Consider the following 22231-nt stretch of genomic DNA (forward strand, 5'->3'; position numbering starts at 1 on the left):
TCCCTGTTTGTTTGAGAGAGAAAGAAAAAAGAGGCGACCCCGTCAAAGCCGACAGGAGACAACCTCTTTTTTACGTTGTTATGAACCGGTCGTTCGCCAGGACCGCTCGATTACAAAGACTTTTTCAGGATATTGCGGGCAATCCATACGCCTGCTGCACCAGCCTGCGCAAGACCGCGAGTAATTCCGGCGCCGTCACCGCCGCAGTACAGCCCCTTGACCTCCGTCTCAAACTCCTCCGTCAGCTTCGGACGAGCGGAATAAAATTTCGCCTCCACCCCATAGAATAGGGTGTGTTCGGAAGCAATCCCTGGCGTTACTTTGTCCAGTGCTTCCACCATCTCGATCAGACTCTTCATCGTATTGTAAGGCAAAACCAGTCCGAGGTCCCCCGGTACCGCTTCCTTCAAGGTCGGCTCCAAAAACCCCTCGCGGATACGCGACGCTGTGGAACGGCGGCCGCGCAGGATGTCACCGTATTTCTGAACGATCACACCGCCATTGGACAGATCATTGGCGCGTTTGCAGATTTCACGCGCATACTCATTCGGTTTGTCGAACGGCTCCGTAAATTTATGCGAGACAAGCAGCGCAAAGTTGGTATTCTGTGACCCGAGTGCCGGATCTTTGAACGCATGACCATTGGCCGCCATGACCCCGCTGTGGTTCTCGACTACAACGTGACCGGACGGATTGCTGCAGAAGGTGCGTACTCGCGTGCCCACCGAAGTGTTGTAGATAAATTTCCCTTCGTACAGATGTTCATTGATCTCTCGCATGACCACATCTGACGTCTCGACGCGCACGCCGACGTCCACCTGATTGTTGTACATTTTCAGCCGGCGCTTTTTCAAAATCCCGGTTAACCAGGCCGAACCGTCGCGTCCGGGTCCGATCATCACGTAATCACTCTGATACTCTTCGCCGTTTTTCAATACGACGCCTTGTACGCGGTGTCCGTCCTCACCTTTTACCGTCAGGATGTCCTCTACCTCTGTTTTGAACAGCATGTCGATTCGTTCTTTCAGATATTCATAGATGGATTTCAGAATCTCCAGGTTTTGCTCCGTACCCAGGTGACGAACTTCTGCCCGCAGGAGCTTCAACCCGGCTGCATAGCCGCGCTGCTCAATGCTTTTGATCGTCTCCGTCGTCGGGTCTGTAATCGTGGTGGTAGCCCCGTGCTTCAGGTTGATTTGATCCACGTATTTGATCAGGTCAAGCACTTGGGATGGAGACAGATAATCCGTCATCCAGCCGCCAAATTCGGTGGTGATGTTAAATTTCCCGTCGCTGTATGCACCAGCTCCGCCAAAACCGGCTGTAATCGAGCAAGCAGGCAAGCATCCGGCAAACTCCTTCTTTCCGGCTGCCGGCGGGCACAGCTTGATCTTCTCCTCTAAAATCGGGCATCTGCGGGAATAAATATCATGGCCTTTATCAATCAACAATACCTTCGCTTGCGGCGCTTTCAGCGTAAGCTCGTAAGCTGCAAAAATACCTGCGGGACCTGCGCCTACGATAATCACATCATACTTATTGTTTTTCATCATATTATTCACGTTCATATCCTCCTCGCAATAAAAAATCCTAACAAGCGAACGGGTATAGCGGGACACCCATTCGTAGTCAGGAATTTACGGTTCCTTGTAGAGACCCTCAAACCTTATTTCTGAGGATATACGAATTGTTTTCGTTTGCTCTGTTTTGTTGAGTACAGCATTTCACAACAATTTGGATGATAACGCAAAAATAGGACCTTGTCAATCAATTGGATAATTTTTATTCGCCTTTTGTTACATTACGTTAATATAAACCCCGAAATATTAATATTTTATACACAAAACACGAACATTAATCCGAACTATCGTGTCTAAGAAGGTCACACTCCCAATTTTGCCAAGATCAGCCTCGGTCAGTGAGCCGGTAAGCTGTGCGAACATTTTCGGTGACTATACTGCGTCTCTGAAGGTCGCATCGTAAATGTAGTGACCACCTACCGGGGCGACGGATTGTTTTGATATAAAGCGAGTGCCTGCTTGCACTTCCTCTGTTCCTCCCACTCCCTCTTTCTTTATAATGGAACAAACAGAAGATGCAAGGAGGCGCTATTATTCATGGAGTTTGTCGCAAAGGAAAAAGGCTTTATCGCACATTTTTCTTATGGGGATCTTCACGTGTCCGGTGACGACGAACACGGATTCCGGCCGTTTCAGTTGCTCGTTTCCTCCATCGCCGTTTGCAGTGGCGGTGTCCTGCGCAAGATATTGGAAAAGATGAGAATGCCCTGCAGCGATATGAAAGTGACAGCCGAAGTGGAGAGAAATGAAGAAAAGGCCAATCGCGTGGAGAAGATCCACCTTCATTTTGTCATCACAGGTGAACAGCTTGACCCGGAAAAGGTGAAGAAAGCTGTAGAGCTGGCCAGAAAAAACTGCCCGATGGCCCAGTCCGTTGAGGGCAGCATTGTCCTCACAGAATCCTTTGAGCTGGTATCCTAAATACAAAAACCCGTTCCGCTGATTTCTTTTCAGGGAACGGGTTTCTTCATGTACTCATCAGCCGACAGGGCGGTTCGCTCCCGTGTCAGACTTTGTTTTGTACCTTGTGCCGTACTTGGCGCTGTGCTTGGGGTCAAGCTATGACGGACGGCCCTCCGCCGTTACATCTTGCTGTGCCCAGCTCTTTTTTTCCGGGATGATTTGGTTCAGGATCAGTGTCGCCAAAGCACCCACCGTAATATTGGAAGAGAGGATGTAGGCGACGAAGTCCGGTGCGCCCTGGAGAGCATCCTTGGGCAGTACGGTCACGGCAATCGTCAGCAAGATCGGCAAGCCGATCACCATCATATTGCGATCGTCAATCGTGATATGCTGAATCACTTTGAGTCCGTTCGTGACGATCGCCACGCAGACGATTCCAAAAATACCGCTGATGACAGGTTCAGGGATGCAGGTGATCGCCGTAGACAGCTTGGGCACCAATCCCAGCGCGATCAGAATTACTCCCCCTGCCATAATGGCCATCCTGCTGGCTACACCTGTTACGGCGAGCAGCCCCGCGTTGGAGGAATACCCCGTCATCGGCGTCCCCCCGAACAGAGCGCCCACGAAGCACCCCAGTCCTTCACCGAAGGAAGCACGGTTCAGCCGCTCTTCCGTCAATTCTTTCCCGGTGATCGTGGAAACGACGAACCACGTACCGGTCGTTTCGATCAAAATAATCAGGTAGACGAACATCATGGTCAAAATCGCACTGATGTCAAAAACAGGTGCTCCATACGGAAAGAATTTCGGAAGGGAAAACCATGCTGCATTTTGTACCGGGCTAAAATCGACACCGCCAAAAAAGGAAGCTGTCACCGTTCCCACTAAAATTGCAATCAGTACGGAAACGAGGCGGAAAAAGGTGCCTGCCTTTCCGACCTTTTGTCCAAGCAGCATACAGGCGACGAGAACCGCTGCCGATACAGCCGCCACCAGACTGTTCGTGGCGATATTGCCTTCCGCGTGATAAATGTTGGACATGGCAGTAGGCATCAGCGCAATCCCGACGATGACGATTACGGTTCCCCCTACGAGCGGCGGGATAAAACGGCGAACGGCCTTCGCAAACCATTTCAACGGATTGCCGATCAGAGCCATCAGCAATGCACCCGGAATGATGCTGCCGATCATCCCTGCCATTCCCAATTTTCCTCCGATGGCGGCCAAAGCGCCAATCGGTACATATGAAGGACCTTGGACGACAGGCAGGCGAATACCGAAGCCCGTCTGGATCAGCGTACCGATCCCCGTGGCCAGGAAGCACATTTGGATAAAAAAGGAGGTTCCAGAAGGATCAAGCGCTAATAACCCCGCAATGATAATCGGCGCAATGTACAAATCCATCGCCAGCACGTGCTGCAAACCGAGCAAAAACGCCTTTCCCACGCTAATCTTGTCATCGACGCCCACCAGCAAACGAACGTCTTCTCGCTGTTGTTCCACTTCTATGCCTCCCCATTTTTATGGCTATTAACGAATGTTATACGCCAGATTATAGGACATAAGTATACGTTTGTACACAAAAAATCGAATGATCTCGACATAAAAAAATATAATGTTCGCGTTTTGGTTGACTCCTCTGATCGTGGCAGGCTAAAATAATGAGGGAAATGGCCATGTATCGCGCCAAAAAAGCAGCAAGAAGTAGAAGAGGGAAGGGTGGCAATCAAAGGATGGTACAAGATGCCGTACTGAAAAATGATTGGATCGTCGCCTGTCGTTCCACAGATTTGCAGGAACAGCCAATCCAGGTCATGATCATGGGAGAACGAATCGTACTCTATCGCAATGAAGAAGGCGTTCATGCGTTCAAGGATTTATGCATACATCGCGGTGCCGCCCTCTCTTTGGGCTGTGTCCGTGACGGCAAGCTGGTCTGCCCTTACCACGGTTGGGAGTACGAATCCACGGGAGCCTGTGTGAAAATTCCTCAGCTTCCCGCCGATCAGTCGATTCCTGCAAAAGCTCGCGCTTTTAAATACGGATGTACCGAGCGTTACGGCTTTATTTGGGTAAACCTGGGGAACAATGAGCCCGAGATGTTTTCACTCCCGGAGTTCAACGATCCTGAATTCCGCTGTGTCATCTGGGGGCCGCAAAGCGTCAATGCCAAACCGCCACGCGTTGTAGAAAACTTTCTCGATGTAGGCCATCTGGCTGTTGTTCATGAAGGCTATCTGGGCGTCGCCAGCCATACCGAGATCGGCGATTACCGCGTCCATCAGGATGGGACAAGCATTCGCTCCGAAGAGATCGAAGTGTTTCAGCCAGACCCGGATGGCAGCGGTCAGGCGAAACATGTGTACTACACGTACGAAATCCTGCGTCCGCTCTCTGTAAAATTCACCAAGCGCGACCGGGAAACAGGAAACCTGATGTCGATCCTGCTGACTGTCGTGCCGACAGAAGAAGGGAAAACAGTTGCGTACGGCGTTCTTTCTTTTAACTACGACACGGGAACGACGGACGCGGAAATAGTGGAGTTCCAAAACATGATTTTTGCTCAGGACAAGCCGATTGTGGAAAATCAAAAGCCGGAAGAGCTTCCGCTCGACCTCCAGGTGGAATTGTCCCTCAAATGCGACCGCGTCAGTATTGCTTACCGCCAGTATTTAAAAGAACTGGGTGTCACTTTGGGAACCGCATAAGCAAAAAGGGACTGGACAGCTTTCAAAGATGCTGTCCGGTCCCTTTTTTTTGGATTGACCATAATCGCAGATCGTCAATCTTTTAGACGTGTGCTCCGCCATCCGGCAGGCCAGGCAGACCACCGCCGCCCGTCAACCTAGGCAAGCAGCTTGCCGCCTTTCATGATGAGTACATCATCGGCGTAGACGTCCGGCTCTTTGACCACCAGATCGATATGGACGCCTGCTGCGATGGTGCCGCCAAAGGTGTTGTTGCTGCCAAACGCTACGTGGATGGTGCCGTACACCTTTTCATCCTCCAGGACAACACCGGTGATGCGCGCTTTGTCATTGGTCCCGATACCAAATTCACCGAGCAAGCGTCCATCTCCATCCCCCAGGATTTGCAGCAGTCTGTCTGCTGCAGCACCATCTGCCTCCACGATGCGTCCCTCTTTCACGGTCAGGACAAGCGGACTGTCGATTTTGCCGATCCCGGCGATAGAGCCGTCCACGACGATCTGCCCTTCTGCTGTTCCCTCCACGGGCGCTATGTACGCCTCGCCGGAAGGCAAATTGCCCGATTCACCCGGGTTGACGTAGACACCGGTGCTGGGAACGCCGTTTCGTCCAGTGATCGAGAAGGTGAGTGCTTTCCCTTCCTTTTCAATCCGGATGGTTTTCGCCTGGGTCAACATACCCGTCACCTTTTCGGTCAGGGCTTTGACCTGGGAATAATCAGCCGTAATCGCTCCCTCCAGGAACATGTCCTCGGTGATCGAAGGCATGGTGGCCAGACGTGTACCGTTTGCTGCGGCTTCTTTGCGCGCTTTGGTATGGGTCAGCGAGTGACGGGTTACACAGACCACGACATCAGCCAGTTTCATCGCTTCACTGATCGCTGCAGGCGGCTCTTGTCCCGATTTTTCGCGCTGATTCATGACCACAAACATCGCTTCTGCTCCAAGCTGGCGACCCGCTTCCCACAGTGCTTCACCCAGCTCCCGCTTTTCGTCGTCGGCGACTACGAGGAATGATTCCCCCGCCTTCAGCGCCATGCAGTTCGTCAATATGCCCTTACTGATTTCGATCAGCTTCATCACCAATCCATCCTCCCTAAATCATTTCAGATACCAGTTTAGCCATGATAGCATTGGACAGGATAACCGGCAATCCGGTCAATTCAGAGACCAGCTCCCTGGCCCCCTCGGTGTACCCCATGCAATCCAGCAGCACGATGTCGGCCTGATCCTTCAGCTCGGCACATGCTTCCCGGTAACTCTCAGCATCCTCGACATACGGCGAAGCTGCGGCAAAGACAGGAGTCAGCCCATAGCGGTGATACTTTTCCTTTAAGGCTTCCTTTTGCTCAGCGAGCGGGACCAGCACCCCCAGGCGCTTACCTTTTACCATCGCGGCTACCGTCGGAGGAATGACGTGATCCGGTTCAATCAAAAATGCATGTTGTGCCGACAGACCGGGGAAAACACCCGTGCACAAGAGCAAAATCGTTTGGATTCCCGCATTCTCCATGCTTTCAATTTTGCTTTGCAGGATGGGTTGAATTTTTTCGCGTGACATGACCACTGCTTCGCCGTCTGCCATCCGCGACGTCAACACGTATTCACCCGGACCGGGAGAAAGTTGTTCATCCACTTCCTGTTTCGTCATTCCGTCCAGCACGCCAGCCTGAAGCAGCTCGGCCCTGCCCGCCAAATGCGTCTCTACAATCGGTGCCACATCGGTGCGCGGCGCCTGCCCAATCGTAATCATTCCGATCCTTTTTATGGTCACGGTCATCCACTCCTCATAAAACTGGTTCCGTTCTCTCCTCTTTTGAAAGAAGGCAAGGGGATTTCCCCCTCGCCTCGTTTACTTGCCCAATGTCTGCAATACTTTCATGGAGCCGTACAGTGATGTCATTTTGGCAAACTCATCGGCATCGTAAAAACGGCAGGTCCCGCTGGTGTACTCTTTTGCTACTTCAACCGCGTACTTGGCCGCCAGTGCGATATCCACTTCGTGGCTGGCACCCGTACCGCAGCCCGGAACGGCTGACTGAGCAGTGACCGCCAGTCCGACGACAGGGGCATCCGTCGCTACGCATGGCTGCAGAATGCTGTTAATATGGTAGAGGTCATTTCCGTAGGGTGTGATATCCTGCATCGTGATCGGGAAAGTGACGGGGAGCTGTCCGGTCGTCATCTCCATGATCCGTACCAGGTCATCGCTGATTCGCAGGATGTACCCTTCCTTTACCGTAGCGGAAATGGCGATTCCCCGGTGGTTGATCACTTTATTTCCCTTTGTGGTATCGATGGAAAGGATCGCTTCCATCTCCGGCGTAACCTCGTATTTGTTCATGGTCAAAATATCGACAGGCGAATCCATAAAATCAACCGGTTCATGCGGACGAGTGGGCGCATGCGGGCAAATGTGGGTAGTGATAATAACATCACCCGGCAAGACATCCCCCTGTTTTTGCATCTCTGCCAGTTTCAGCGCACTGGCCACTGCAGCTACTGCGCCATCCGCATCGGAGACAAGACCGATTCTGCTCGGACGTGCGCCGATGCCGCCCAAACGGCCGATGATTCCAAAGGTGGGTGCGCTTCCCCCTCTGGATTTTCCCTCTTTTCCGGGAACGACGATTTTCACGAAATCGGTACTGCCTTTTTCGCCCGTAACCGTTTGAACCGTTACCTCAATCCCATCATAACCGGCAAACAGTTTTTTGATTGCCTCTCCGTTTACATAAGCACTGTCCATCGTTTCAAAGACTGTAATCGTTTGTTTCAATGACATGATTGTTCCCTCCGTCTTAGGTTGTTGTCAGCTCTGTGTTTAGAGATAAGGCAAAATTTCTTTGCCAATCACATCTTCAATCGGCTTTAGCAAGCCCTTGTTCCGCATCGTTGCGCTGAGGATCAGCTTGTCGGCGGGGACGTGAATCACGGCGACCGCCTGGCCGCTCTCAATCGCTGCCGTCACGATCGGACGTGCCGTGCGGGCATCCAGGGTCATGATGAGGTCGGGGAAGGTAGCTAGACGCTTGCCGTCTTGCTCCAGCGTCATATACTCGTTCCAGAAGGTCATCTCTGTGTTGCCGACTATGACCCGGCCCACGTCAAAACCGCCAGTCGTCTCCAGCGAGCACTCTCGTACTTCTCCCTCGGCGACGACACGGCCGCCCAGTTTGGCGCAGACAGCTTCAATCGCGGCTTCGCCTTTGTTGCCGAGCAGCGCCTCGCCCACCTCGATGGCTTGACGGATACCGCCTGGTGCGCCGTTTGCCCGGGCATAAGATACCGTCACCGGGTTTCGGGCCACAGCTACCAGCCCGCCTGCTTCTACAGACACCTTCCTGATCATCGACGCCGCTTTTTCAATCGTGGAAGAAATGCTCATTTCTACATAGCGTTCTCCCTTCCCGCCTGCTGCTGCCTGATGAGAGACGTAATCCGGCAGTTCATGCAGGTTCAGCGAGCCCATGGTTCCGGTCGGATGTGCCCGGCCGTTGCAGGGCAAGTCTACGATGGGAAGACCCGTCACTGCTGCCTGGAACCAGCCATTGACCGTGGTGCCCGCACCGTTTTCATTCGTATGAATCCCGGAGAGCGGCTTTTTCAGCTTTTCTGACAAAAGCTCCAGGGCCCGCACATAGTGGATCGGCTTGAGGAATTTGTCCTTGGCTGCAGGAGCGCCGACCAGCGAGACGGTCACCAGCAAATCGTCATCAGCCATCTCGTCATCGGAAACAAGCACGGGTTGCCCGACCTCCAAGGCCAACCGCCCGATCTGCAGGCCGTCTTCGATCCAGCCTCCGCCCCCGCCGCCTAGCACCGCGCCGCCGTACACAGCGGCTTCCATCATCCGTTCATCCAACAGGATTTTCGACATGTGACTCCCTCCTATTTCCGGGTAAATTTGAGCATCGAGTTAAAGAAACTGTAGATCGCATCACCGGCGATAAAACCGGCAGCGAGAATACTCATCGAGGTTTCGGCTTCTTTGCCTTTCAGCTTCAGGACGATCATGCGAATCAGAATCCCGGCCATTACTGCCCAACCGGCACCCGGATTCAAGATCAACAGACCGGTAGCAAACAAGACACCCAACTGACGGCTAGGACCGCCTACCAACTGCAGAATCGCGCCAGGAATGGCCCAGAGGAAAAGCTGTTTCGCCACTTCAGGCGACGCTCCCGCTTCAATCGTTTTCACATACACGGCATCGACCGGCGGAACCAGTCCCTCTGCAAAAAAGCCTTTGTAGGTAAACATGACCGTGATCAGCGCAACACCAAACGCGATCATACCTGTTACATACTGCTGCTTGCGGCCGTGCAGCTCGAATTCCCTGTCTTTCCCTTCCCCCCGCAGAATGTACCCGGTTTTCAGGTCGTACCCCATGTCAGCAAAGGCCGGGCCTGTCGCTGCGCTAAATCCGACCAGGAGAGCCAGCGCCACCGGCGGGAAGCCGACCAGAAGCCCGATGATCAGGGTAATCAGCGCTACAGCAAAAGCCGGGAACCAACCGGAGTGCATGGCGGCAATCCCTACGATCAGCTCATGCACATAGGCGGCAAAAGCAGCAAAGATCAAGAAGCCAATCAGCATACCCGGAGACATTTCTGTCATCAGTCCGCCGATCACAGCCAAAATCAGAGAGATTGCCAGATACGCTAGGAATCCAAGTCCGAGAGTGCGGGTGGTTTCCTTGTCCGCACGCGTATACGTTTCTGCCGGAGCTTGGTCTGCTGTAGCTTGGTCTGCTGCGGCGACAGCTCCCTTTTTCTTGCGGTTCAGAATCGCCATCGTGACCTGGAACAGCGCAATGACACCGGCCCCGATCATGAAGCCGTGCGGGATGAATGCCGTGTTTACATCCATTCCAAACAGCGGTACAGAGTACTGGCGAAGCAACAGCCCGATTCCAAACATGGAAAGCGCCCAGATGTTACCGATAAAAGCTACCCCAAATGCCGACATCGAGATGCCGAGCCAGGACCCGAGCAGTCCCCCTGCCGCACCGATACCGAGCAGAGCGGCGCGCTTTCCGCCTTTGTCCCCGGCGATGATCGCCTCAGCCGTAGCCACTCCGGACGGCCAGGTGCCAGATGCCGGGAAGATGCGGGAATCAAATAATTTATAGAGAAGAGCAGCATCCACAAACATCGCCAGCGCGGCACCAATCAGCATCGGCATGATCAAATCGGGCTTGCCCATCACAAAAGGGATACCAATGGGGATTAACAGGCTGTTGGCCGCCCCAAAGGTCGCCGATGAAATCGAGGTTTGCACCAGATTTTGACGATGAATGGATTTGTATTTGGAAAAGATCGCAATGGGCAGTCGCGCAATCAGCATGGCGATCAATGCCCCGATAATCGCCGTATTCGGAGTAATGCCAAGTGACGTCACGAGCTGCATCCCGATGACCGCCCCGATCACGGCGGTAACAATATTGAGAATCAACGCAAAAGGTTCAAAAATCGAAGGATGTTTCTCTTTTTTCGTCTGTCCATTCTTCATGCTATTCATTGAAATAACCCCCTTTGGGCTACAGAATGCGGTGCAATAAGGATTGAATCTCTTGTTGGGCTGCCTGAAGCACCTGTAACACTCCCGGCACTTTCTCTCTCGGCATTCGATAGTCCGGACCGGCAATGGTCAACGACGCCACCACCTGTCTGTCTTGGGCAAATAAAGGGACGGCAATCCCGAAAACACTGTCCGTATACTCGCCTACGGAATACGCCCAGCCATCCTGCCTGATTTGGGAAAGCTGTTGCAACAGCTTGTCCTTCTCCCGGACCGTGTGCCCTGTTCTCGGCAGCAGACCTCTGTCGAGAATGGCAGCCTGCGTACTCGATGGCAAATACGCCATGATGACTTTGTTGGATGCACCGGCGTGCAGCACGGTCCTGCTGCCTACGGACAACGCGTATTTGACAGGCTGTCTGCTTTCCGCAATATCCAGACAGATGCCTTCTTCACCGTCCAGCCAGGTCAGAAAAACGGATTCATTCGTTTCTTCCACAACCTTTTTCATGACCGGATGAATCAACTGCGTAATATCCAGATTGTCCCTGAGTATGGAGGCGTACTCCAAAAAGGCATACCCTAGCTCGTACTTGTTTGTCTTTGCCTCTTTTTTGATAAATCCATAGCGTTCAAATGTGGCCAGCATCCGATATACTGCGGTATGACTGATATTCATTTCCTTGGCCAGTTCTCGAACGCCCCATTGCCGTTTTTCCCGGGTAAAGTATTTGAGCAATTCTAGTGAGTTATCCAGTGTTTTTAGCATGCTTCTCCACCTTATCTGTGAAAAACGGCCATGGCCGCTTTGTTTCTCATTTCGAACCACTGGTTCTCTTTTGGTACATAAAAAAATGTGAAACATCACTTCGGACCTCAGTCCCTGATGGCATCACCTGCCTCGATTTGTCGAATTATTTTTGATTGTTAAGTTAATTCCCACTATAACAAAAACGGGTCTTTTCCCCCTATGGGAAGAGACCCAAAAGAAAGCGCTTATTTTTAGGCGGCGTCACAAACCCTCCGCGTCCGATGCCAAGCCCCTCAGCTTCCAGGCACGCATGACCAGATCCAGCCTGAAGCGTGTCTCGGCATCATGCAAATTGACTCCCAGGATTTCTGTAATTCGCTCCAGCCGGTACAAAACCGAATTGCGATGGATAAACAGCTCTTCCCCCACCTTTTTGGTTTGACCGCCTGTCCGCAAAAAGGACTCCAAAGTCGCCAAAAGCTCGGTTCCGAACTCCTGATCATACGCGACCAGGGGGACGATAAATCTGCGGGACAAAGACACGAGCGATGGATGATCTCTCGTCTGTTCGAGCAGATCCTCTACCAGAATATCTTCGAAATGAACCACCGACTGCGCAGGATGAATCAGACTGCCTATCTGCAGTGCCCGTTTCGCTTCCCGGTAGCTGAGACGCAGATCCTCCAGTTTTTCATGGATGCATCCCAGACCGCAGCGCCATTCTTTGTAAACGTCCTGCTCCATGGTGCCGCCGATCCAGTTTTCCAGATAGTGTTTGGCCTCTTCCCTCTGTCCGGCGACATCCGTTTGCGTCGTTGCACAGATAACCGCTAACTGATCGTTAATCAACACACCTTTTCGATACGGTTTCTCTCCTTGGTTGATCTTGTTCAATAAGGTCAGCAGCAGCTCTTCTTTCTTCTGCTGGTCCAAATTCGGATCACTCAAAGCAATCATCATCACGTATTGCTGGCCAACGTGCGGGATGCCAACCTGTTTGGCCCGATAACGCAGCAATTCCTCCTGACCGGCTGTTCCGGATAACAGCTCTACCAGAAAAGACTCCTGTTCCCGTTCCCGCTGCAACTGGAGAGATTGGCGTATCGTAAATTCTATCGCCAATACCGTCACGGCCTGATCCAGACACATCTGGCCGAATCGGTCCTGCTGATCGACAATTCGGGTCAGCGCCACGTAGCCGACCGCTCGGTTGTTCACCTGAATTGGCCGTTTGTCTGCGATTCTCTCGGCGGTAAAATGTGCGGTACTGTTTACCACCTCACCCTCTGTATTCAGCACCGCCACTTCCCCATGCAGGAGTTTTCCGAGCAGCACGACCAGCTCGGGCGTACGCCGGTTCAGCACCATATGGGTAAACTGCTGATTTATTTCATGGACGCCACGCATCACGGCGAGTTGACGATTCAGGATGTTTTCCATCACGGAATGCGTGAGATCAATATAGGGAATTTCGGCCGGAATATCGATGAGCGGGATACGGTACAGATCACTTTTCCGCAAAGCCTCTTCCGGAATCTCCTGCAGAAAGCGTTTGGTCTTGATCGCGATGGCCGATCCTCCGACCCGGTGCATCTCCTCCAGCAAACGGCTGAGCAAAAAGGGCTCATCGCGCAGAGCATAGCCTGTTGTGATGATTAACTCATGGGGACGCAGCCATCCGGTCAGATCGGGGATTTCCATGCTGTCCACGTAATAGATTTCATTTTTCATGCCCTCGATCCCCGCCATGATTTTGGCGCCTTGAAAAGCGGGCAGATGCATTAACTGTTCGACGGTTAACGGATCATTCGCCACGTTTGCCGCCCCCTTCGCTCATTTTTCTTGCTACCATCATACCCTTTTTTGGCAGAAGTGAAAAAAGACCGTCCGGGCATATTCCCGAACGGTCTTGTCACCACTCATAAAACCAGCTTCACGCCGCTTGCTTTTTGCTCCAGCATTTTGCTCAGTATCGTTCCGATATGGGCGCCAGCCTCTACGGGGGATGTCCCCTGCCGATGGATATTGGAGATGACAGTGCGCTCCGATTCCACCATCCCTTTGCGCGGGCGATAGCACATGTAGGCGCTCATCGAGTGGGCCGTTACCAAGCCGGGACGCTCCCCGATCAGAAGCACCAGCACCTCGGGCTGCAGGATTTCTCCGATGTGATCCATGCTGGCCACCCGTCCCCCTTTGACAAAGAAGGGCGTCCCCCAGCTGAGGCCGTAGCTTTTCAAAGAATCATAGAGGGAGGGCAGTACATCCCGCAGGTTGGCATCGACAGCACTGGCACTCAGTCCGTCCGAGACGATGATTTGCACCTGCGGGCGCTTCTGGCAGCGCTCCTCGATCAGCCTTACCCCTTCCTCGTTGATGATGCGTCCCATGTCAGGCCGCTTGAGGTAATTTTCGATGTTATCGTACTGGGTCTCTACCGAGAACAACGAGAACGCTTCCAGAATCGCTTGATCGACCTCGCCATACACAGCATCCACAGCAGCCGCATGATCGCGGCGAAGCTGAAGCATGGTTTTGGTCAACGGACGGACGCCAGTCCTCCATACCCCGATCCGGGCGGGTGTGCTCTCGAGCAGCTCCTGCAAGCCTTCCTGCCATTTCGGGTGAGGGATCTGTGCGCGCGAGGCTGATGCGTCAGCCGTAAGCGGCGTTTGTACCGCTTCGATCGAAGAACTTTCCGCCGTGCTTTCTGCTTGGCTTGGGAATTGTCGTTCAGCGTCGCTTTCCGTTTTGCCTTCTGCTTTGTGTTCCGCGTTACTTTCCGCCACACTTTCGGCCCTGCTCCCCGCTTTCGTTCCCGTTTTCCTTTCAGCGCCCGCCGGATTGATCGCCGATCCCTGAGCTGCGGACGCATTCCCGCTCATTTCGCCCAGCCTTTTTTCCAGTTGTGCCAGGACCTGATCGACCAGGTAATCTAGCTGTTGTCCCATCCTTCTTTCCCTCCCTTCCTACATAAAAATCGTAGGGTCGCCCGCGAGCGAAGTCAGTTTGCCGTTTTCCATGATCCCCATTTTTTCCAGCCAGCTTTCAAACGCGGGAGCTGGTCTCAATCCAAGCACCTCTCGGAAAGCTGCGATGTCGTGAAAGCTCGTGGACTGGTAGTTCAGCATGACATCATCTGCCATCGCCACCCCGATCACAAAGTTGACACCCGCCGCTGCCAAGAGAATCCCGAGATTGTCCATGTCATTTTGATCGACCTTCATATGATTGGTATAGCAGACGTCACAGCCCATCGGCAGGCCGTGCAATTTCCCCATATAGTGATCCTCCAGACCGGCGCGGATCACCTGTTTGCTGTCATACAAGTACTCCGGACCGATAAAGCCAACCACGGTATTGACGATAAACGGGTTGTATTTTCGGGCCAAACCGTAGCAGCGCGCCTCCAGCGTCACCTGATCTATGTCAAAATGAGCTTCGGAGGAAAGCTCCGATCCCTGTCCCGTCTCAAAGTACCAGAAGTTCGGTCCTGTCGAGGTGCCTTCACGACGCATCAGGTCGTCAGCTTCATCGAGCAAATCCACATCGATCCCGAAGGCGCGGTTGCCTTTTTCCGATCCGGCCAAACTCTGGAACATCAGATCGGCCGGTCCTCCCTGGCGAATCGCCCGCATCTGCGTCGTGACATGCGCCAGGACACAGTTTTGCGTGGGAATGCTCCATTTCTGCATCACATCTTTTGTCATTTCCAAAATGTCTTTTACGCTGTCCGCTGTATCGATAACCGGATTGATGCCAATGACTGCATCGCCAATCCCGTAGCTGAGTCCCTCGTAGATTGCCGCTTTGATGCCTTGCACGTTGTCGGCCGGATGGTTGGGCTGGACCCGGGCTGCCAGCACGCCCGGCTGGCCGATCGCGATGTTGCAATGCGTAATGTTTCGGATCTTGGCCGCGGCCGTGATCAAATCCAGATTGGACATCAGCTTGGCCGTCGCGGCGATCATCTCACTGGTCAGCCCGCGGCTGAGGCGCCTGATCCCACTCTCTCCTGTCTGATGGCTCAGAATGTATTCACGCAGCTCGGCTACGCTCCAGTTTTTGATTTCGTTGTAGATCTTCTCATTGATGCCTTCTTCAATCACCCGCGAGACTTCGTCTTCCTCGGGAGAAAGCAGCGGATTGTTGCGAATGTCCGCCAGCGTCAGATCAGCCAGCACCTGTTTGGCAGCTATCCGCTCCCGGGCATCCTGCGCGGCGATGCCCGCCAGCTGGTCCCCTGATTTCTCTTCATTTGCCTTGGCGAAAATCTCTTTGACGCTGCCAAATTGATAGGTTTGCCCCAGAACGGTTGTTTTTGTCAGCATGGTTACCCCCCTTTTTGCGGCGCTTCATCAAATGCCAGCGTTTTGACGATCACCGGGATGATGCTCCCGGAAACAGGCTCTCCCAGATCGATATAATCGCCGTATTCGACGCGAACCTGATCGATGCAGATGATTTCCGGCAAGCCCTGGCAGCGCAGAGCCAGCGCCTGACCGAGAGCTTTGGCCATATCCGTCTCGCAAATGACGATCATGATGCGACTCTCCGCAAATTTCTGTTTGTACTGCTGGGACAGCTTCTCCGCGATGGTCTGCAGCAAAGCGTAAGAACAATAGCTGATGCCTGAAAGAGCGAGGGCAAATGGACTGCCTGTCGTCTTCTCAAACAATCGCTGTCCCAGAGCGTATATATTTTCAATCTCACCGCAAAGCTGCTGCGGATCAGACAGTTGCTTTTCCGTAAGCTCCAGCTTCAAGATCGGCACATTGCGAAGCGGCAGCAGCTCCGGCTTGATGTGAACAGTGGAGCCGCTGATCTCCGTACTTTGCATGCCGGCCCCGATCACAGTGGCCCGCACGGTTTGTTCCGGATCGATCCAGTTCACCGGGTAATTTCCGGCCTCCCGCTCCCGCTTCAGGGCGTACGCCAGCATCGGCCCAAAGTCACCGTAGCGGCACGCCTCGCGGATGGTCTTTGGTTCGGGTGATGCCATGAGCTGACCGACCCCGCCCGAGATGGAAAGCTCATCCGGTGTCATTCCCTCGGGCAGCGGTGCTCCCAGCACCAGAAGTCCTGACAAGCTCCGTTCCCTGCCGCTGAGATAGTCCAGCATGCTGCGGGCCATCTGCGTGGAAAAATCACGCAGTCGTTCATTGGTGAGCTGCTCGCCCGCGGCGATTGATACCCCCTTTGCCTGCATCCACGCCTGAATATGTGGGGAAACATACTGCACCTCCCCCTGTTCACTCAGACGAACCAAACGGCCGCCGACATGAAAGGTGACGGTGGCCACAGCCTTGCCCCGGTAAAAGAGAGCAGCGTTGGCTGTCCCGCCTCCGATGTCGACGTTGGCAATCCTCCCCTGGATGGCGACCGAGCGTTTTTCTGCTCCTGCGCCTTTGCCTGCCAACACGCCTTCCAGATCGGCTCCGGCAGTAGCGACGACAAAGTCGCCGGACTTTTCAGCCAACAGGTGCAGAATATGCTGGGCATTCTTTTTGCTTGCGGTTTCTCCTGTAATAATCACCGCACCCGATTTAATCTCGCCCAGGCTGATCTGCGCCTGCTCATACTCTCTTTGCATGATCGCCCCGATTCCGTCTGCGTCAATCTCGTCCCAGCCGCGCAGCGGAGTGGTGTGAACGGGGCTTGCGTACAGCAATTGGCGCTCCACGATCTGATAGCGGGGAAGCGAAAATGTACTGGACATCCTCCCCAGCCTGAGCCGACTCACGATCATCTTTGTCGTGCTCGTCCCGACGTCTATTCCCACGCTTTGGATCCATTGTTCATCCATCATGAACCTCCTTGAAAGCAGTGGCATACGAAGAAAGCAGTCGCATACGAAAAAAAGACGCTTGGAAATCACCGGATGGAGAGTAGAATCCGGCTGATTGTCAAAGCGCCTTTGCTTTGTGATTCATTTGGCCAAAGAGACGATTGCAATAAGAGAGCTTGCCCTTTGCTCTACACAGACGGAGAGTACACCTGGTTGCCGGAGAGAATATCCTCCGCCAGCTTGACCAGGGGCATGCGACGCTGCATGCTGATACGCTGCATCCATTTGTAGGCGACCTCTTCCTCAAGAGCGTGGTGGTTCATGATGAGCCCTTTCGCCTTCTCGATGGTTTTGCGATCCTCCATCTTCTGTTTGATTTCATGAATGTCTTTTTTGAGTGCCGCTACTTTTTCCTTTTGGCTCAATGCAATCTCCACAGCCGGGATGAGGTCTTCTTCAGAGACCGGTTTGACCAGGTAGGCCGTCACTCCTGCTTTGCGGGCATCCCGGACCAGCTCCCGCTGACTGTACGCCGTGAGCAGCAGAATCGAACAGTCTGAAAAGGAACGAATGATATTGGTCGCCTTGATACCATTGAGGACGGGCATTTTCACATCCATGATGATCAGATCCGGCTTGTGCCGATGGGCTTGCGCTACGGCCTCTTCCCCATTCTTGGCTTCCGCCACGACCAGATACCCTTCCCCCTCCAGCATTTCCCGCAAATCCATGCGAATAATGGGTTCATCGTCAACGAGCAAAATTTTCGGCTGTGTCATCCTGTTCATCTCCCTTATGCAGCGGATAGAGAATCGTCACCTCTGTTCCATTGCCCGAGTTCCTGAAATGAATGCTTCCCTCCAGATCTTCCTTGACCAGCGTGTCCACGATTTTCAGCCCCAAATGGCCTTTTTTCAGGAATTGTTCCGTTTCATCGATGCCGATGCCGTCATCGGTTACGGACAGGCTGACAAAATCGTCCTTGGGAACAAGCGATACGATGATATTTCCTTGCTGTCGATCCCGAAATCCATGAATCATGCAGTTCTGAATCAGCTCCGTCACAATCAAGGCAAAAGAGGTGGCCTTGCTGGACGGCAAAAACACGGATTCCCCCGTAATGCTTACTTGTATGTCCTGCTCGGAACGCCTCATCGACGAGACGATTGTTTTCGCGATTTTGGTTAAGATATCTTGAAAATCGATTTGCTCCAGCCCGTCCTGGGCCAGATATTCATGAATAATCGCAATGCTGCTGATCCGGTTGATGCTTTCCCGGTATACCTTTTCAATCTCTGCTGATTGTGAGCGGCGCATTTGCAGTCGCAGCAGACTGGAGATGGTTTGGAGATTGTTTTTCACTCGATGGTGGATCTCTTTGATGACCGCCGATTTGATCATCAGCTGCTTTTCCTTTTCCCGGATGTCAGAGATGTCTCGCAAAAGGACAATCCCCCCTCTGTCATCTGGTTTGTGCGCGACCAGCACCGCCTTCATCAGGAGAAAGATTTTGCCCCGCGACAGCTCCTCCTGGATAAAGCCGCCGCTCCGAACGAAGCTTTCCGGTGTGAGCAGCCAGGAAAAGATCCGCTCCACACTCTCCCCTTTTTCCGGGAGGGGATACCCGATTGACGATAACAGCTCAACCGCGCGGCGATTGGCGTATGTGACCTGCCCCTGTGCATCAAACAGAATCATGCCTTCGTGCAGCAGCGACGAGATCGGCATGTCTGGTTCGGCAAACTGCATCAGGGTTTCACTGAGATGCTCGGTCGTCTCCTTCAGCAGTTCAACACTTCGCTCTTGCTCGACTTGCTTGGAGATATCCTGCTCCGTGATCAGCGTGCCGATGGTTTCCCCTTGCGCGTTGCAGATCGGCGTAACGCTTTGCCGCATCACGACCTGCTCCTGGGAAACGCCTCGGGAGCCAATCACTGATTTGCCTGTGGTCAGACAGTACATGACAGCCGGTTCGTTGATCGCAGTAGCCAGTTGTCCCACGACCGAGCCTCTGTACAGGGATTTGGCCGTTTGGGGAGAAGCCTGTGCTACGACCAGTGCCGAGCTGCGGTCTGCCGTCAGACAGTCGATGAACATATCCGCCTGATACAGGTTCGAAAAAATTTGCAGCTTGCCGGCCAAATCAGCCAAAATCTGAATCTCTTCCTCGCGCAATGTGGTTTTTGATTGACACAGCTCTTGTAAGGTTTGCATCCAATCCCTCTTTATCGTCCGATAATAGGTACGAGTTTTTAAAATTTTCTCATAAAATTTCTTGGACGAAAAGGTGAACTAGACAATCTCCATATTTTTCAAGTGCTCGATCAGCTCCGCAATGCCTTCCCGGGTAAAGGAGGAAGTGGCGAACACAGGCGCATCACCGAGTGACTGGCGAAGAAACCGTTCTGCTCGGGACACATCGGCAGTGGAATGATCGATCTTGGTGATGACTCCGATGCACGGCTGGGGAAAACCTGTGGAAAACCCGGGCGGAAAGTAATTCCTCTCACGCGTAGCATCCTGTACCATCAGGATTGCTCCTGCCTCCAGCGACGTGGCCATCAGCGTCCGGTAATACATCGGATTTTCACTGTACTCACCCGGCGTGTCGATCAGCCAGTCACGATACTCCAAAGCCTGCGTTTTTCTCGCCGGCTGCTCATCGTTGAACAGCGCTTTGACCAGAGAAGACTTGCCTGCCTGAATCGCTCCGATAATCATCACCCGTTTTTTCATGACTTCGTCACCAGCGCCGGTGTAAAACGCAGTTTTTCATGCAAGACGCGATTGACTGCCTCCACCGCCATTTCGACCGCAGAGACGTCTCCCACGACGATCAATGATCCGGTAAAGCGGTCGAGAAAGCCCAGCTCTACATTGGCCGCTTTGGTGGCGATATCGGCGGCGATAATGGCTGTCTCCGTCGGAGTGAGGGTCAGAATCCCGATCGCCCCCGCTTCCGCGATTCCCAGCTTGGTGTACAGCATCTGATCAGGGTTGGCAATCACATGTGCCAGCGTCACCTGCTTTCCCGGCACGAACTCCTGGATGACGCGAGAGCGTTCCTGTTCCATCGCCTATCCCTCCTCCTCGCTTACTCCCGGCACCTCGAATGAATCCACGATTCCAACGATAGCGGCATCAATCGGCACACTGTTGGACCCAAACAGAATCCGGGCTGGTGTTCCTCTGGAGACGATCACCTGCTCGCCGATCCCTGCTCCGATCCGGTCCGCCGCAATCACCGTCTGGCCATTTTCCAGTCCCCGCCAATCGATGGGCTGGACCACCATCAGCTTCAGATTTTCCATCCCGCTTTCTTTCTGGGTGGCCCATACGCTGCCAATCACTTTTCCCAAAAACATGTGATCACCCTTTTCCCAGGTAGGAGAGTGTGATTCCCCGCTCACGCAAGCTGTCCACCGCCAGCGGCGAAACAATCGTTCCCTGTTTGACTTGCAGGGTCGTCCCCTGGAGCTGGGGCTGTGACCGGACCCAATCTGCCGTAAGCAGGCGGCCGGTAAAGACGGCTTCTGTCTCATCGAGCGGGGTTAGCACCGGCTTTTCCGAGACTCCCTCCGCCTTTTTCCGGACAGCGTTCAGCCTGGCGATGACTCGGTCTGCCAATCGCTTCTGCTCGGCAAACTCTACGCCCAGCTCCTTCATCTCCTGCACATGCCGGTGAAACCGCTTTTCGTACGCGGCGGGGAGAGTTAACGTCGCCAATGTGCGCCGGTCCGCCCGCTTGATTCCCGGTACATCAGAGCCGACCAGGACGAACTTTCCGGTCACCAGAGCGGAAAAAATGATTTCCGCCTTGATCGTCCCTTTCATGCCACTCGCCACGCGGGCAGCGTTGTCCAGGTCGATTTCCGGTATCACGATGCCGTCATAGTCTTTCGGTACTTCGAGAGGGACCGGTGCGTACTCGTCAGCGGCGATGATCTTCCCTGCTCCCCCGCACTCGATCTTGTGCATGCCCAGCCAGCAAGAGGTCTCTCCGTCCAAAAAGAGAAGGTCGTGGCAAATACCGTGATTTTTTAACTGGATAAAATGATCGGCAAAAGCCTCGTGCGCCTGACTGTCACAAAAGACGTACAGGACGCGCGGCGACGGCTCTGTCTTTGCCTCATTCATTGATTGCAGGATCTCTCTCGTGATGGATGCCACCATTTCTCGGATATCCATGGTGTCCTACCTCCCTTGACGGGTAAACAACTGGCCGTTTTTGCCTATGACCTGTACCCGGTCACCCGTTTTCAGATGGGCCGCATTTCCCTCATCCAAATCGACGTGAAAATCGAGAGAGAAGCGCGGATTCACCCGCACCACCACGTCGGGATAGATAATTGGCCGCTCGCTGGTCGTCTGAAGGATCAGCGTATCGCCGTCCTTTACCTGATATTCGGCTGCCTCCTCTACAGACATGTGCACATGCCGCTTGGCCACGATCACGCCGGATTCCAGCACACGCGATCCTTTTGCCGTCACCAGGATCAGTCCGGGCGTCCCTGCCAGATCACCTGACATTCGCACCGGCGCGTTCACACCCAGCTGAAAGCTGTCTGTCCGGGAAATTTCCACCTGGGAGACGCCCCGAGCCGGTCCCAGAATCCGGACTCCGTGCAGGGAGCCTTTGGGACCGACTATGGTCACCGTCTCCTGGCAGGCAAACTGGCCGGGCTGGGACAGCTCGCGAAGAGGGGTCAACTGGTAGCCGGGACCGAAGAGTGTCTCCACATCCTCCGGCGAGAGATGAACATGCCGGTTGGACACTCCTACCGGAATATAGCGCTCCGGCTGTTCCTGAACGGATGGTTGCAGATGTTCTCCTGACGTCTTCACTTCGATCCCTCTTCCCTTTAAAAAATCGGCGGCGGCCGGGGTTAATTTATCCCCCTTTTCCAGCAAAAAGGGGTTGGGGATGCCTGTCTTATGCAAGGCTCGCAAGGATGTTTCTGTAATCACAGCCATCC

The 22231-nt window shown here is 53.6% G+C and carries 21 protein-coding genes and 1 riboswitch; of the genes, 2 read left to right on the forward strand and 19 right to left on the reverse strand.

What is annotated here, in order from left to right:
- Window positions 1-110: 110 nt before the first annotated feature.
- Complete coding sequence (locus NDK47_RS26050; RefSeq protein ID WP_251876389.1) at window positions 111-1553, reverse strand: NAD(P)/FAD-dependent oxidoreductase; 1443 nt, start codon at window positions 1551-1553, stop codon at window positions 111-113.
- A gap of 53 nt (window positions 1554-1606) precedes the next feature.
- A riboswitch (purine riboswitch) is annotated at window positions 1607-1706 on the reverse strand.
- Window positions 1707-2117: 411 nt separating this feature from the next.
- Here NDK47_RS26050 and NDK47_RS26055 point away from each other — a divergent pair.
- Window positions 2118-2501 carry an OsmC family protein gene (locus NDK47_RS26055; protein ID WP_251872609.1) on the forward strand — a complete coding sequence of 128 codons (384 nt, stop codon included), beginning with the start codon at window positions 2118-2120 and terminating at the stop codon, window positions 2499-2501.
- A 138-nt stretch (window positions 2502-2639) separates the two neighbouring features.
- On the opposite strand, the gene NDK47_RS26060 is transcribed toward NDK47_RS26055, so the two are convergent.
- Entirely contained in the window at window positions 2640-3989 is a 1350-nt protein-coding gene (locus tag NDK47_RS26060) for a nucleobase:cation symporter-2 family protein (protein ID WP_251872610.1), read from the reverse strand.
- Window positions 3990-4219: 230 nt separating this feature from the next.
- Here NDK47_RS26060 and NDK47_RS26065 point away from each other — a divergent pair, with 230 nt between their 5' ends.
- A complete protein-coding gene (locus tag NDK47_RS26065; protein WP_251872611.1) occupies window positions 4220-5194 on the forward strand; it encodes an aromatic ring-hydroxylating dioxygenase subunit alpha in 975 nt (324 codons plus the stop codon).
- Window positions 5195-5331: 137 nt separating this feature from the next.
- Here the strand turns inward: NDK47_RS26065 and NDK47_RS26070 are convergent, their stop codons facing one another.
- The 17 genes from NDK47_RS26070 to pduL all read right to left on the reverse strand — a co-directional run bounded on the left by NDK47_RS26070 (window position 5332) and on the right by pduL (window position 22229).
- Window positions 5332-6273, reverse strand: a complete 942-nt coding sequence (locus tag NDK47_RS26070; protein ID WP_251876391.1) for an aminopeptidase — start codon at window positions 6271-6273, stop codon at window positions 5332-5334.
- A 16-nt stretch (window positions 6274-6289) separates the two neighbouring features.
- Entirely contained in the window at window positions 6290-6961 is a 672-nt protein-coding gene (locus tag NDK47_RS26075) for an AroM family protein (RefSeq protein WP_251876393.1), read from the reverse strand.
- A gap of 84 nt (window positions 6962-7045) precedes the next feature.
- Window positions 7046-7978, reverse strand: coding sequence for a DUF1177 domain-containing protein (locus NDK47_RS26080; protein WP_251872612.1), 933 nt, complete (start codon window positions 7976-7978; stop codon window positions 7046-7048).
- Between the two features lie 39 nt (window positions 7979-8017).
- A complete protein-coding gene (locus NDK47_RS26085; protein WP_251872613.1) occupies window positions 8018-9073 on the reverse strand; it encodes an S-methyl thiohydantoin desulfurase family protein in 1056 nt (351 codons plus the stop codon).
- A gap of 11 nt (window positions 9074-9084) precedes the next feature.
- Window positions 9085-10716 carry an OPT/YSL family transporter gene (locus NDK47_RS26090; RefSeq protein WP_407653368.1) on the reverse strand — a complete coding sequence of 544 codons (1632 nt, stop codon included), beginning with the start codon at window positions 10714-10716 and terminating at the stop codon, window positions 9085-9087.
- A 19-nt stretch (window positions 10717-10735) separates the two neighbouring features.
- The gene (locus NDK47_RS26095) at window positions 10736-11485 is read right to left on the reverse strand and encodes an IclR family transcriptional regulator (protein ID WP_251872614.1); all 750 of its coding nucleotides are present in this window, start codon (window positions 11483-11485) and stop codon (window positions 10736-10738) included.
- A gap of 243 nt (window positions 11486-11728) precedes the next feature.
- Window positions 11729-13282 (reverse strand): PucR family transcriptional regulator, encoded by a 1554-nt coding sequence (locus NDK47_RS26100; RefSeq protein WP_251872615.1) that lies wholly within the window; start codon window positions 13280-13282, stop codon window positions 11729-11731.
- A 104-nt stretch (window positions 13283-13386) separates the two neighbouring features.
- Entirely contained in the window at window positions 13387-14418 is a 1032-nt protein-coding gene (gene eutC, locus NDK47_RS26105) for an ethanolamine ammonia-lyase subunit EutC (RefSeq protein WP_251872616.1), read from the reverse strand.
- An 18-nt stretch (window positions 14419-14436) separates the two neighbouring features.
- Entirely contained in the window at window positions 14437-15798 is a 1362-nt protein-coding gene (locus tag NDK47_RS26110; protein WP_251872617.1) for an ethanolamine ammonia-lyase subunit EutB, read from the reverse strand.
- A 2-nt stretch (window positions 15799-15800) separates the two neighbouring features.
- Window positions 15801-17273, reverse strand: coding sequence for an ethanolamine ammonia-lyase reactivating factor EutA (locus NDK47_RS26115; protein WP_251872618.1), 1473 nt, complete (start codon window positions 17271-17273; stop codon window positions 15801-15803).
- 170 nt (window positions 17274-17443) lie between these two features.
- Complete coding sequence (locus NDK47_RS26120; RefSeq protein WP_251872619.1) at window positions 17444-18034, reverse strand: ANTAR domain-containing response regulator; 591 nt, start codon at window positions 18032-18034, stop codon at window positions 17444-17446.
- Window positions 18006-19469, reverse strand: coding sequence for a sensor histidine kinase (locus NDK47_RS26125; protein ID WP_251872620.1), 1464 nt, complete (start codon window positions 19467-19469; stop codon window positions 18006-18008). The genes NDK47_RS26120 and NDK47_RS26125 overlap by 29 nt, the downstream gene beginning before the upstream one ends.
- Before the next feature lie 78 nt (window positions 19470-19547).
- Entirely contained in the window at window positions 19548-19991 is a 444-nt protein-coding gene (locus NDK47_RS26130; RefSeq protein ID WP_251872621.1) for a EutP/PduV family microcompartment system protein, read from the reverse strand.
- Entirely contained in the window at window positions 19988-20329 is a 342-nt protein-coding gene (eutS, locus tag NDK47_RS26135; RefSeq protein ID WP_251872622.1) for an ethanolamine utilization microcompartment protein EutS, read from the reverse strand. Before eutS ends, NDK47_RS26130 begins: the two co-directional genes overlap by 4 nt.
- A gap of 3 nt (window positions 20330-20332) precedes the next feature.
- Entirely contained in the window at window positions 20333-20620 is a 288-nt protein-coding gene (locus NDK47_RS26140; protein ID WP_251872623.1) for a EutN/CcmL family microcompartment protein, read from the reverse strand.
- A 4-nt stretch (window positions 20621-20624) separates the two neighbouring features.
- A complete protein-coding gene (locus NDK47_RS26145; RefSeq protein WP_251872624.1) occupies window positions 20625-21443 on the reverse strand; it encodes a hypothetical protein in 819 nt (272 codons plus the stop codon).
- 6 nt (window positions 21444-21449) lie between these two features.
- On the reverse strand, window positions 21450-22229 hold the full coding sequence (gene pduL, locus NDK47_RS26150) for a phosphate propanoyltransferase (RefSeq protein WP_251872625.1): 780 nt from the start codon (window positions 22227-22229) through the stop codon (window positions 21450-21452).
- Window positions 22230-22231: the final 2 nt, after the last annotated feature.

The sequence above is a fragment of the Brevibacillus ruminantium genome, from assembly GCF_023746555.1.
In the GTDB taxonomy this organism is placed as follows: Bacteria; Bacillota; Bacilli; order Brevibacillales; family Brevibacillaceae; genus Brevibacillus; species Brevibacillus ruminantium.

Excerpts from the sequence above, each read along its gene's own strand:
- NDK47_RS26050 (WP_251876389.1), bottom strand. The coding sequence starts at position 1,553 with ATGATGAAAAACAATAAGTATGATGTGATTATCGTAGGCGCAGGTCCC.
- NDK47_RS26055 (WP_251872609.1), top strand. The coding sequence starts at position 2,118 with ATGGAGTTTGTCGCAAAGGAAAAAGGCTTTATCGCACATTTTTCTTAT.
- NDK47_RS26065 (WP_251872611.1), top strand. The coding sequence starts at position 4,220 with ATGGTACAAGATGCCGTACTGAAAAATGATTGGATCGTCGCCTGTCGT.
- NDK47_RS26070 (WP_251876391.1), bottom strand. The coding sequence starts at position 6,273 with ATGAAGCTGATCGAAATCAGTAAGGGCATATTGACGAACTGCATGGCG.
- NDK47_RS26080 (WP_251872612.1), bottom strand. The coding sequence starts at position 7,978 with ATGTCATTGAAACAAACGATTACAGTCTTTGAAACGATGGACAGTGCT.
- NDK47_RS26085 (WP_251872613.1), bottom strand. The coding sequence starts at position 9,073 with ATGTCGAAAATCCTGTTGGATGAACGGATGATGGAAGCCGCTGTGTAC.
- NDK47_RS26090 (WP_407653368.1), bottom strand. The coding sequence starts at position 10,716 with ATGAATAGCATGAAGAATGGACAGACGAAAAAAGAGAAACATCCTTCG.
- NDK47_RS26095 (WP_251872614.1), bottom strand. The coding sequence starts at position 11,485 with ATGCTAAAAACACTGGATAACTCACTAGAATTGCTCAAATACTTTACC.
- eutC (WP_251872616.1), bottom strand. The coding sequence starts at position 14,418 with ATGGGACAACAGCTAGATTACCTGGTCGATCAGGTCCTGGCACAACTG.
- NDK47_RS26110 (WP_251872617.1), bottom strand. The coding sequence starts at position 15,798 with ATGCTGACAAAAACAACCGTTCTGGGGCAAACCTATCAATTTGGCAGC.
- NDK47_RS26115 (WP_251872618.1), bottom strand. The coding sequence starts at position 17,273 with ATGGATGAACAATGGATCCAAAGCGTGGGAATAGACGTCGGGACGAGC.
- NDK47_RS26120 (WP_251872619.1), bottom strand. The coding sequence starts at position 18,034 with ATGACACAGCCGAAAATTTTGCTCGTTGACGATGAACCCATTATTCGC.
- NDK47_RS26125 (WP_251872620.1), bottom strand. The coding sequence starts at position 19,469 with ATGCAAACCTTACAAGAGCTGTGTCAATCAAAAACCACATTGCGCGAG.
- NDK47_RS26130 (WP_251872621.1), bottom strand. The coding sequence starts at position 19,991 with ATGAAAAAACGGGTGATGATTATCGGAGCGATTCAGGCAGGCAAGTCT.
- eutS (WP_251872622.1), bottom strand. The coding sequence starts at position 20,329 with ATGGAACAGGAACGCTCTCGCGTCATCCAGGAGTTCGTGCCGGGAAAG.
- NDK47_RS26140 (WP_251872623.1), bottom strand. The coding sequence starts at position 20,620 with ATGTTTTTGGGAAAAGTGATTGGCAGCGTATGGGCCACCCAGAAAGAA.
- NDK47_RS26145 (WP_251872624.1), bottom strand. The coding sequence starts at position 21,443 with ATGGATATCCGAGAAATGGTGGCATCCATCACGAGAGAGATCCTGCAA.
- pduL (WP_251872625.1), bottom strand. The coding sequence starts at position 22,229 with ATGGCTGTGATTACAGAAACATCCTTGCGAGCCTTGCATAAGACAGGC.